We start from the raw sequence: 11,270 nt of genomic DNA, 5'->3' as shown, positions 1-11,270 counted from the left end.
CACTCGCCACCAGAGCAAGCTCCGTGCTGCCGTTCGACTTGCATGTGTAAGGCATGCCGCCAGCGTTCAATCTGAGCCAGGATCAAACTCTTCAGTTTAATCTCTGTTTTTTGCCATTTCTGGCACCAGCATTGCTGCTGGGTCGCTCACTCAAAATACTGACAGTTCGCTTCTTTTACGAAGCGTCCTATTTCATTTATTTCTTGTGAACATTTGATATTTTTTAAGTATCACGAAGACTAGCCTCGCGTGCACTTTCATCAAACGTCCACACTTATCGACTGTGAATTTTTAAAGAACTTTTCTTTGGTACTGCTTGCTGCGGAGCGTTGTGTCCGTCAGCGAAGAAGAAAGAGTATGAAGCGTTTAAATCGTTTCGTCAACCCCTTCTTTTTTTCTCGTTCAACTCAGCGCTGGGCGCTGTGTTTTGCGAGGGGGCGAACTATAGCAAAGACCTCGCCACTTCGGCAAGGCCTTTTTTTCAAACACCTCAGGCCAGCATCTGATCGATCAGTTCGATCCAGTGCCCCACCGGCGTGCTGGTGCCCGACTGCAGATGGCTCTGGCAACCAATATTGGCCGAAACAATGCGCTCCGCTCCCGTCGCTTCCAGATTGGCCAGCTTACGGTCACGCAACTGGTGCGACAGTTCCGGCTGCAGTACGGAATACGTACCGGCCGAACCGCAGCACAGATGGCTGTCCGCGCACAGACGCACATCGACACCGACAGCGCGCAGCAGATCTTCCACTTTGCCGCGGATTTTCTGTGCATGCTGCAGGGTGCAAGGCGGATGGAATGCCACCGGTCCTGCCGGTGGGCGCTGTTTCAACAGAGCGATCAAAGCTTCCTGCTCGGCGCACAGCACTTCGCTCACGTCGCGGGTTAATTCCGATACCCGCTTGGCCTTGGCGGCATAGACAGGATCGTCACGCAGCAGGTGACCATATTCCTTCACCGTCGCGCCGCAGCCGGATGCCGTCATCAGTATCGCTTCTGCACCCGCTTCGATCAGCGGCCACCATGCGTCGATATTGCGGCGCATATCGTTCAGACCACCATCATGGTCAGCCAGATGGTAACGGATCGCGCCACAGCAGCCGGCCCGTGGTGCTACCACCAACTCGACACCCAGTGCAGCCAGTATCCGCGCCGCAGAGCTATTGATGTTGGGCGCCATCTCCGGCTGTACGCAACCATCAAGCAGCAGCATCTTGCGTGGCATGGCCTGACGTGGCCACACACCTGCATCCGGCACCGGCTGCATTTTTTCGGCCAGCGAATCCGGCAGCAGTGGCCGCAGCATGCGCCCTGCTTTCATCGCGGGGCTGAACAGCCATGGACGTGGCAGCGCTTCTTTCAGCAGCAAGCGCTTGTAACGCGCAGCGGCCGGACGTTTCACCTGCTGCTCGACGATATGTTTGCCGATATCGAGCAGACGACTGTACTGCACACCGGACGGACAGGTGGTTTCGCAGTTACGACAGGTCAGGCAACGGTCCAGATGCAACTGGGTGCGCTCCGTTGCGGGAGCACCTTCCAGCACCTGTTTGATCAGGTAGATACGGCCGCGCGGGCCATCGAGTTCGTCGCCCAGCAATTGGTAGGTAGGACAGGTCGCCGTACAGAAGCCGCAATGCACGCAGGCGCGCAGTATGGCTTCGGCTTCGTCGCCGTCCGGCGTGTTCTTGAATTGTGCTGCCAGATTGGTTTGCATGATTACAGATCCTGATACATGCGACCGCGATTGAAAATGCCGGCCGGGTCGAAATACTGTTTGAGATTACGGTGGATATTGTGTACGGCTGGCGCCAGCGGCTGGAATACGCCACTGGCCTTGTCGCCACCACGGAACAGCGTGGCATGGCCGCCCAGCGCTTGCGCACGGCTGCGCATGGTCTGCACATCAAAGTCGCCACGTATCCAACGTTGCGAACCGCCCCATTCGATCAACTGATCATGCTCGCCGAATTCGCTCAGCACTTCGGTGGTCGAAGGCAGCGACAGACGCCACAACGGCATGCCTTCCAGCCGCACCGCATCAAGCAGCGGATGGTGCTGCTCGCGCAGATCGGCCCACCAGTGATCGGCTACGCTCGCATCGAGCACCTCGCCGCCGATATGGCGCACGGCCGATGCCACCGCTGCTTCCGCGCCGGACAGGCGCAAAGTCAGCGCGCCACCATGCCAGCTCGAAGCCGACAGCGGCAATGGCTGACCCGCCCATTTATTCAGACGCAGCAATGCATCGCCCTGCGACAGTTCCAGCCGCAGCGTCTTTTCCGCCACCGGCTTGGGCAACACCTTCAGCGATACTTCCAGCACTAGACCAAGCATGCCCATGGAGCCTGCCAGCAGACGCGAAACATCGTAGCCCGCCACGTTCTTCATGACCTGGCCACCAAAGCGCAGCGCTTCGCCGCGGCCATCCATCAGAACAGCACCGAGCACGAAATCGCGCAACGCGCCCGCATTGGCACGGCGCGGGCCAGACAGGCCAGCAGCCAGCATGCCGCCTACGGTAGCGCCTTCACCAAAGTGTGGCGGCTCAAAGGCCAGCATCTGCCCCTGCGCGGCCAGCGCCTGTTCGATTTCCCGCATAGGGGTGCCGCAACGCGCTGTCATGACCAGCTCGGTCGGCTCGTAGGCGATGATGCCGCTGTAGCTACGCGTGTCGAGCACTTCACCAGCAGCCGGCTGTCCATACCAGTCCTTGCTACCACCACCGCGTACACGCAACGGCTTGCCATGCACGGTAGCGTCGACGATGCGTTCGCTAAACTGCTTTACCTGATCTTCCATCGTCATGCGTTCACCTGTTTGACAAATTTGAATAGCCCGCCGCGCGCCTGCCGCTTGCCATAGGCAGCACAGCGGTCCAGCGTCGGGATGGCCTTGTTCGGATTGAGCAGGAAAGCGCCATCGAATGCGCGCTTGACACCGATGAAGGCAGCAATCTCGCTGACTTCGAACTGCTCGCACATGGAATCGATTTTTTCAATGCCCACGCCGTGCTCGCCCGTGATGGTGCCACCAACGGCAACGCACAGGGCCAAAATCGCTTCGCCGAACTGCTCGGCGCGATTGAATTCGCCGGGCGCATTCGCATCGAACAGAATCAGCGGGTGCAGATTGCCGTCGCCCGCATGGAATACGTTGGCACAGCGCAGACCATAGGTCTTCTCCATTTCCGCTATCCCTACCAGCACTTCGGCCACGCGCTTGCGCGGAATGGTGCCATCCATGCAGTAGTAGTCCGGCGAGATACGGCCCGCTGCCGGGAAGGCATTCTTGCGGCCCGACCAGAAGCGCATGCGCTCCGCCTCGTTCTGCGACACGGCAATGGCATTCGCACCGGCACGGAACAGTACTTCCGACATGCGGCCGATTTCTTCTTCCACTTCCTCGTGCAAGCCATCCGATTCACACAGCAGGATCGCTTCGGCATCGATGTCGTAACCGGCGCGCACGAACGGCTCGACCATGCGGGCGCTGGTCTTATCCATCATTTCCAGACCGGCCGGAATAATCCCCGCTGCAATCACGGCCGCCACGGCATCGCCGCCGCTGACCACGTTATCGAACGAGGCCATGATCACCTTGGCGACGGGCGGCTTGGGTATCAGGCGCACCGTCACTTCCGTCACAACGCCCAGCATCCCTTCCGAGCCAATAAACACGGCCAGCAGATCCAGCCCCGGCGCGTCCAGTGCTGCGCCACCGAGTTCGATGACTTCACCTTCGATCGACACCATACGCACGCGCATCACATTGTGCACGGTCAGGCCGTACTTCAGGCAGTGCACGCCACCGGCGTTCTCCGCCACGTTGCCGCCGATAGTACAGGCAATCTGCGACGAGGGATCGGGCGCGTAATACAGGCCATGCGGTGCGGCCGCTTCGGAGATCGCCAGATTGCGCACACCGGGTTGCACGCGCGCCGTACGCGCCAGCGGATCGAGTGCGACGATGCGGCTCATCTTGGCCGTCGAGATCACGATACCGTCAGCAATCGGCATGGCGCCACCGGACAAGCCCGTGCCGGCACCGCGCGGCACGATGGGCACCTGCAACTGGCGGCAGACCTTGAGTACAGCGATCAGCTGTTCCTCGTTCTGCGGCAATGCCACCGCCATAGGTAGCTGACGGTAAGCCGTCAGGCCGTCACATTCATAGGGTCGGGTATCTTCCTGCTCGGACAGCAGGCATTCGGCTGGCAGTACGGCACGCAATGCGGCCAGTATGGCCTCGCGCTGGTGCTGCTGCAGCGGTGGTGCTTCGGTAGGCGCGTTCATGTTGGACTCTGGATGCTAAAAAGTGGCACCCAGTGTAGCCATCAATAACGCGCGTCTGCGGTGAAAAGAATTAAACGGCGCGATGCAGATTTTTCACGCATCGCGCAGCGAGTCCGGATAGGCCGCCATCATCCAGTCGATAAACAGCTGAACCTCAGGGCGGGTGCGGCTTGTTTGCTCATACACCACGTAATAGGCATGCGGTGGCGCCTCCAGACGAATGTCGAAAAGCTGCACCACTTCGCCCTTGGCGATCATCTCCTGCGCAAAATGTTGTCGCGTAAGTCCAACACCATGGCCATGTTTGATGGCTTCCAGCAGCAGTCCCAGATCATCGACGCGCAGTGCATCCATCGGCTCCGGCCAGTCCAGGCCTGCCTGTTCGAACCATGGCTTCCACTGTTCCAGCGCGGAGCGCAGCAGCGTGGCCTTCTGCAAATCGGCTGGCGTGGCAATGCCGCCTATGCGCTCCAGATAAGCGGGACTGGCGACAGCAAATGCCGGTTCGCCGAACAGCCGTGTCGTCACCATGTCCGGATACTTACCGGCGCCGAAGCGCACTTCCAGATCGGACTCGTTGAGGCACAGATCGTACAGCGGCACAGATAGGAATACTTCCACCACGATGTCGGGATGGGCTTCGGTAAATTCGGCCAGGCGCGGCATCAGCAGATAGCGCGCAAAAGTCGGCGGCACAGTGATCTTCACGCGAGGCTGGGCCGACAGCGTGCGATGCGGCAGCGGGAAATCCGTCAGCGTGCGCAAGGCCTGCACTACCACATCGAGATAGCTGCGGCCAAAAGCAGACAGCGTGAGGTTGCGGCCATCACGGATGAACAGCCGGTCGCCGACAAACTCTTCGAGCAGACGGATGCGGTGCGACAGCGCGGAAGGCGTGATGCACAGCTGCTGGGCTGCGACCGCAAAAGAACCGGCCCGCGCTGCCGCCTCGAAAGCGGACAACGCATGAACCGGAGGAAAACGTCTAGGCATGAAAACCACCTCTCACAAACCCGCAGCCTGCAGGCCAACAATTACGCGCAAAAAGCACAAATGCCAACGCGTGCCACGGAAAACCGTGACACGCGCTGGCGTTAGGCAGGCGGGACTGATGCCCTGATTTAGTGCGGGATCATGCCGGTGAATACATACGCCTGCAACACCGTCATAATACCAACGATCGTTGCAAACAACAGGCTATGTTTGAGGGTAAAGCGGAACAATTCGGATTCGCGCCCCACCAGACCAGTCGCAGCGCAGGCTACGGCGATCGATTGCGGCGATATCATCTTGCCAGTCACACCGCCCGTGGTATTCGCGGCCACCAGCAGCGTATCGGACACATTGATCTGGTGCGCCGTAGTATTTTGCAGCGAGCAGAACAGTGCGTTCGACGACGTATCGGAACCGGTCAGGAATACACCCAGCCAGCCGAGGAATGGCGAGAAGAACGGGAAGGCAGCGCCGGTACCAGCCAGCACCAGAGCCAGCGTCGAGGACATGCCCGAGTAGTTGGCCACGAAAGCGAAGGCCAGCACCAGACCGATGGACATGATAGGACGGCGCAGTTCGACCACGGTGTCCGACAGTGCACGCACGCCAGCCATAGGCTTGAAGCGCAGCAGTGCCATCGAGATCAGGGTAGACAGCAGAATCGCGGTACCTACAGCCGACAGCAGGTCCAGCTTGAACACAGCTTCATAGGCTTTAGGTGCGGACACGATAGGGGTCATCTTCATGACCATCTTGTCCAGATACGGTACGTGGAACTTCAGCACGGTGTTGGCCAGTGCGCCAGTGCCATTGAACAGTGCTTTGAACTGCGGCAGACTCCACACCGTTACCACGGCGGTCAGAATACCGAACGGTGCCCAGGCACGCACAGTCTGTGCGGTGGTGTAAGGCGAAGCTTTGCGCACATTCGGAGCCGCACCGTTGGCAGCCTGACCGCCGAAGGTGGACATGGCTGCGGTACCGCCGCCCATCGAGATGGCGCTGCGGCCACCGGCTTTGGCGCTGGCAGGCTGCCAGACTTTCAGCAGCGCGGTCAGCGATGCCAGACTCACGAGAGCCGAAGTAATATCAGGCAGTTCAGGACCGATGAAGTTCGAGGTCACGTACTGGGTCACAGCGAAGCTACCGCCGGCAACCAGCGCTGCAGGCCAGGTTTCTTTCACGCCGCGGGTGCCGTCCATCATGAACACCAGCCAGAATGGTACGGCCAGCGACAGCAGTGGCAGCTGACGGCCAGCCATCGCGCCGATGTTCATCGCATCCAGACCCGTTACCTGACCGGCCACGATGATAGGAATGCCCATCGCGCCGAAGGCCACTGGTGCGGTATTGGCGATCAGGCACAGACCTGCAGCGTACAGCGGATTGAAGCCCAGACCGACCAGCAGTGCCGAGGTAATCGCCACTGGGGCGCCGAAACCGGCTGCACCTTCAAGGAAAGCACCGAACGAGAAACCGATCAGCAGCATCTGCAGACGCTGGTCGTCGGTAATCGACAGCACGGACGCGCGGATGATATCCAGTTGGCCGGTACGCTCTACCACTTTGTAGAGGAACACGGCGCTGACGATAATCCATGCGATCGGCCAGATGCCGTAAGCGAAGCCGTAGCCGGCAGCAGCAAGTGCCTGCGATACCGGCATGCCGTACGCGAAGATGGCAACAGCCAGCGACAGCAGCAGCGTGACCGCTGCGGCGACGTGGCCTTTAATCCGTAGCACGGCCAGTGCCACGAAGAAGAAAATGATGGGTACTGCTGCCATCAGCGCGGATAGCGCCAGGCTGCCCATCGGGTCGTAAATCTGATTCCAAGGTTGCATTAAGGTCTCCTCCAAAGGTACAAGTATTCTGCTGTGGCGACTTATGCCGCTTCGCGTGGGTAGTGCGAAAAGTTGCAACGAGTGTACGGGGGTGCAGCGTGAAATCGGTGGCAAACAAAGATGAAATGAATTAGTCGGGCGGTTGAAAATTATTCACCGCCGCGTTTGCCACCTCACGCCTACTCGGCCTGCCCCCTTTCCCGCAGCAATTCTGCGAGGCTGCGCGGGGCAGGTTTCAGAGGCGTACGGTGCTGTGTCCAGCCTAGCTGGCTGCTTGGCGCGAAGGCGCGCAGTCGCGTGGCAGCCCAGCGGAACCAGCGATACACGCTAGGCCGCGCGAAGGCACCACTCCAGAATCGCCACACCAGTTGCTCGCTGCGGCTATAGTTGGCGCCCTGTCCGCGTAGCGGATGCGCAACACTTTGTTCGGGATCGCGGTTGGCTTCCGTGCGCAAGCGCACGAGTAATTGAGGTATCGGTATGCGTACCGGACAAACTTCGCCGCATGCACCACACAGACTGGAAGCTGTCGCCAGGTCGGCCGTCGCATCGAGGCCCAGCAAATGCGGTGAAATAATTTTGCCTATCGGGCCAGGATAAGTGGTGCCGTAAGCGTGGCCACCAACCCGCGCGTACACCGGGCAGTGGTTCATGCAGGCGCCGCAGCGTATGCATTGCAGAGTCTGGCGCAACTGCTCATCGGCGTAAGCCTGCGTACGGCCATTATCGAGCAGCACCAGATGCATTTCGCGCGGACCATCGAGTTCACCAGCACGGCGCGGTCCCGTGATCAGATTGAAGTAGGTAGTGATCGATTGTCCCGTGGCCGAGCGCGTCAGCAAGCTGGAGAGCGGCACAATATGCTCCAGACTGGCGACCACTTTTTCCAGTCCCATCAGGGCGATGTGTACATCGGGCACGGTCGTCGACAGGCGGCCATTGCCCTCGTTCTCCACCAACCAGATGGTGCCCGTATCGGCTGCAGCGAAGTTCACACCGGACAGGCCGATATCCGCATCTACAAACGCTTGCCGTAAAGCGCGGCGTCCTGCCTGTATCAGCGTATCCACATCTTCCGTATAGCTCATGCCGGGAATGTGCTGCTCGAACAGTGCACCGATGTCAGACTTGGTTTTATGCACGGCGGGCATGACGATGTGCGAAGGCTTTTCCTCGGCTAACTGGACGATGTACTCGCCCATATCCGATTCCACACATTCGATGCCGCGCTCCGCCATGTAGTGATTGAGCTCGACCTCTTCACTGGCCATGGATTTGCCTTTGATGATGCGGCGCGCGGAGCGGCGTTCGGCGATGCCATGAATGATGGCGTTGGCTTCTTCGGCCGTTTCGGCCCAGTGCACCTGCACGCCGTTGGCCTGCAGATTCGCTTCCAGTTGCTGCAGCAGTTGCGGCAGATTGGCCAGCGCATGGCGGCGCACCGCTTCGCCCAGATCACGCAGCAGTTCCAGCTCATCCTCGTCAGGGAACTGGCTCTTGCGTTTGGTCTGCAGGAAGTCCATGGCACCGCGCATACTGCTGCGCAGCTTGCCGTCCTGCAGAGCCTGATCAACGCGCGCGCGGAAGTCGGCGGGCGAAACAAAGTTCAATGGCGCGCCACTCATGCTGCACCTCCCTGCTCGGCTACGTCATCAACAATAATCAGCCACAGCGCACGCGGGCCGTGCGCACCATAGGCCAGCGTCTGCTGAATGTCAGAAGTTTTGGATGGACCGGAAATCATGACCAGATTGGTCGGCATGCCATTGCTCCAGCCTTCGCTGCGGGCGGCAGCGTGCATGTCGGCGTACAGCGTGCTAGCGTAGACCAGCGCGATATGCAGCGGCGGCACCAGCGACACTGTGCGCGGCGTGCCGGCATCGGGCACCACGATCAGCGTACCGGTAGCGGCAATGCCGGAGCGCGCCACGGTAAATCCGGCATCGATCGAATTGAACAGCTCGGCCTTCCATTGTTCAATGGGCTGGGTATAAGACTGCGTCTGCACTGACTCAGGCAGGGCCGCAGCCAGCGCAGCGCCCTCTTTGCGGCCATGATCGAGCAGCAGGCGTTTGACGCCGGCTTCCGCCAGCTTTTCTGCCAGCAGTTGCGGCCAGCTCTGGGCATCGGCACGCCAGACGTCGGTACGTACGGAAGCCATCACGCTTTGCAGACGATCGGCTAGCTGTTTAGGGCTGGCGCTACGCAATGCACTGTCGGCGTAATGCAGATCTATGCTGTGCTGCAACGCGGCTGCATCGTGCGTAGGTGCTGGCGCAGCAGCGCGCAGCTTGCCTAGTATGCGTTCACGGGCGGTCATCGTGCTCATGGGTTCAGGCTTTCATCAGCATCGGTGCCGTTCACACGGCGCCACAGGAAACTGGCCATGTGCTCGACTTCGAGCGGCGCACCTTGGTACTTGGCGGCATGGCCGATATTCAGCAGGCAGCCGCAGTCGGCCGACACCACTCGCTTGCTGCCCGTCGCACAGGCCGAAGCCACCTTGTCGCGCACCATGGCGCCGGAAATATCGGCATGCTTGAGCGAGAAGGTGCCGCCAAAGCCGCAGCATTCCGATTCGTGTTCATGTTCAACACGAGTGACGCCAGGCAGAGCATCGAGCAACTCAACACCATGCACACGCGTGCCCATTTCGCGGCGGGCGCCGCAGGAAGTGTGCAGCACTACGCGCTCGGCATCCTGCTCGGGCACGCCGGGATAGCTGACCTTCATTACGCGCAACAGAAATTCGCTGAGCTCGTAAATACGCTCGGACAGCGCACGTGCTTTTTCAGCGACCTCAGGCTCATCGGCAAACATGGGCGCCCAGTGATGACGCATCATCCCTGCGCAGGAACCGGAAGGAACGATCACTGGCCAATCATTCGGAAACAAATCCAGCTGGGCACGCACCACGGCGCGCGCCTGCTCCGGATTCCCGCTGCTGTAAGCCGGCTGACCGCAGCAACTCTGGCCGCGCGGGAAGTGCACGGTGAGGCCTTCGCGTTCGAGCAGACGAACGGTATCGAGGCCAGCTTCTGGCATGAACAGATCGATGACGCAGGTAGCGAACAGGTACACCTGTCGATCTGCCGGCGGTTTGGGATAGTGGCGGGTTTCCAAGACTGGTCTCCTAGTTTTGCTTATTTGGCGGGCAGGCGCCATAATTCCCGCATCGCGAAATCGTCGCAAACTGGTAGGACCAGTACTGTGACAGGAGAACAACAGCATGAAATCACAGGGATTGGTAGAAGATGTGCAGCGGCAGTTGGAACAGGCGCTGCTCGACGGGCGCTACGTGGCAAATAGCCGCTTGCCGTCCGAGCGTGTACTGGCGGAGCAGTTTGGCGTCTCGCGCAACACCGTGCGCGAAGCCACCCAGCGGCTGGTAGCACGTGGCCTGTTGCGCAGCCGGCCTGGTGCAGGCGTGTACGTCAGCGATCAGTTGCGGACCGGGGCCGCCAGCCCTTGGGGACATCTGGTGGCGGACCATCCAGCCGTGCTGGCAGATGTGCTGGAATTCCGTCGCGTATTGGAAGGTGCTACTGCCTACTATGCCGCGCAGCGCGGCACAGCGGAAGAACATCAGCGGATACGGGATTTGCTCGCGGAACTGGAACTGGCGCGCGCCGAAGAAAGAGCAGCCGATGAAGCAGCCGCAGATGCGCAGATGCATGAAGCCATCGCATTAGCCTCACATAACAGCATGTTCCTGCATTTGCATGCCAGTGTGTTGGGCATACTGCGCGAGCACATCACGCTCAACGGCACCAATTTGCGTGCGCTGGCTCCCGATGTATCCGGCCAATTACTGCAGCAGCACAGAGCCATCTGTCAGGCCATTTGTGCCCGTCGCCCTGAGGCTTCACGCACTGCCATGCAGGCCCATATCGATTACGTTATCAGCATGCTGGAATCCGAATAAAGCAAGTTTGCCAGCCGATTGGTCCAACCAGTTTTATCGTGTTTTTCTGACGTCCAAAGCAAAAAACCCCCGTCAGTCTGCGACTGACGGGGGTTCTTCTAATAACTAGCTTGACGATAACCTACTTTCACACTGGTTGCAGCACTATCATCGGCGCAGAGTTGTTTCACGGTCCTGTTCGGGATGGGAAGGGGTGGGACCAACTTGCTATGGTCA

The 11,270-nt window shown here is 59.8% G+C and carries 9 protein-coding genes and 2 rRNA genes; 1 reads left to right on the top strand and 10 read right to left on the bottom strand.

Translation table 11 applies throughout. The features are described 5' to 3' along the window. The 9 genes from GM655_RS22380 to GM655_RS22340 form a co-directional block, all read right to left on the bottom strand. Positions 1 to 98 (bottom strand): 16S ribosomal RNA (locus tag GM655_RS22380); the annotation flags it as partial. Between the two features lie 392 nt (positions 99 to 490). Continuing rightward, the gene (glcF, locus tag GM655_RS22375) at positions 491 to 1,717 is read right to left on the bottom strand and encodes a glycolate oxidase subunit GlcF (RefSeq protein WP_155436876.1); all 1,227 of its coding nucleotides are present in this window, start codon (positions 1,715 to 1,717) and stop codon (positions 491 to 493) included. A gap of 2 nt (positions 1,718 to 1,719) precedes the next feature. Continuing rightward, positions 1,720 to 2,808 (bottom strand): glycolate oxidase subunit GlcE, encoded by a 1,089-nt coding sequence (glcE, locus tag GM655_RS22370; protein WP_155436875.1) that lies wholly within the window; start codon positions 2,806 to 2,808, stop codon positions 1,720 to 1,722. Further along, positions 2,805 to 4,295, bottom strand: coding sequence for an FAD-linked oxidase C-terminal domain-containing protein (locus GM655_RS22365; protein WP_155436874.1), 1,491 nt, complete (start codon positions 4,293 to 4,295; stop codon positions 2,805 to 2,807). Before GM655_RS22365 ends, glcE begins: the two co-directional genes overlap by 4 nt. Positions 4,296 to 4,388: 93 nt before the next feature. After that, the gene (locus GM655_RS22360) at positions 4,389 to 5,288 is read right to left on the bottom strand and encodes a LysR substrate-binding domain-containing protein (protein WP_155436873.1); all 900 of its coding nucleotides are present in this window, start codon (positions 5,286 to 5,288) and stop codon (positions 4,389 to 4,391) included. A gap of 128 nt (positions 5,289 to 5,416) precedes the next feature. Further along, positions 5,417 to 7,129 (bottom strand): lactate permease LctP family transporter, encoded by a 1,713-nt coding sequence (locus GM655_RS22355; protein WP_155436872.1) that lies wholly within the window; start codon positions 7,127 to 7,129, stop codon positions 5,417 to 5,419. A 179-nt stretch (positions 7,130 to 7,308) separates the two neighbouring features. After that, the gene (locus GM655_RS22350) at positions 7,309 to 8,754 is read right to left on the bottom strand and encodes a LutB/LldF family L-lactate oxidation iron-sulfur protein (protein WP_155436871.1); all 1,446 of its coding nucleotides are present in this window, start codon (positions 8,752 to 8,754) and stop codon (positions 7,309 to 7,311) included. Beyond that, positions 8,751 to 9,458: a LutC/YkgG family protein gene (locus tag GM655_RS22345; RefSeq protein ID WP_196308832.1), complete on the bottom strand. Its 708-nt coding sequence runs from the start codon at positions 9,456 to 9,458 to the stop codon at positions 8,751 to 8,753. The genes GM655_RS22350 and GM655_RS22345 overlap by 4 nt, the downstream gene beginning before the upstream one ends. After that, positions 9,455 to 10,252 (bottom strand): (Fe-S)-binding protein, encoded by a 798-nt coding sequence (locus GM655_RS22340; protein WP_155436870.1) that lies wholly within the window; start codon positions 10,250 to 10,252, stop codon positions 9,455 to 9,457. Before GM655_RS22340 ends, GM655_RS22345 begins: the two co-directional genes overlap by 4 nt. Before the next feature lie 106 nt (positions 10,253 to 10,358). Between GM655_RS22340 and GM655_RS22335 the strand changes: the two genes are divergently transcribed. Beyond that, positions 10,359 to 11,054 (top strand): FadR/GntR family transcriptional regulator, encoded by a 696-nt coding sequence (locus GM655_RS22335; RefSeq protein WP_155436869.1) that lies wholly within the window; start codon positions 10,359 to 10,361, stop codon positions 11,052 to 11,054. Between the two features lie 108 nt (positions 11,055 to 11,162). On the opposite strand, the gene rrf is transcribed toward GM655_RS22335, so the two are convergent. Further along, a 5S ribosomal RNA gene (rrf, locus tag GM655_RS22330) occupies positions 11,163 to 11,270 on the bottom strand; the annotation flags it as partial.

It is taken from the genome of Pseudoduganella danionis, assembly GCF_009720775.1.
Lineage (GTDB): Bacteria > Pseudomonadota > Gammaproteobacteria > Burkholderiales > Burkholderiaceae_D > Rugamonas > Rugamonas danionis.
This window is presented reverse-complemented; position numbering and strand designations above follow the sequence as displayed.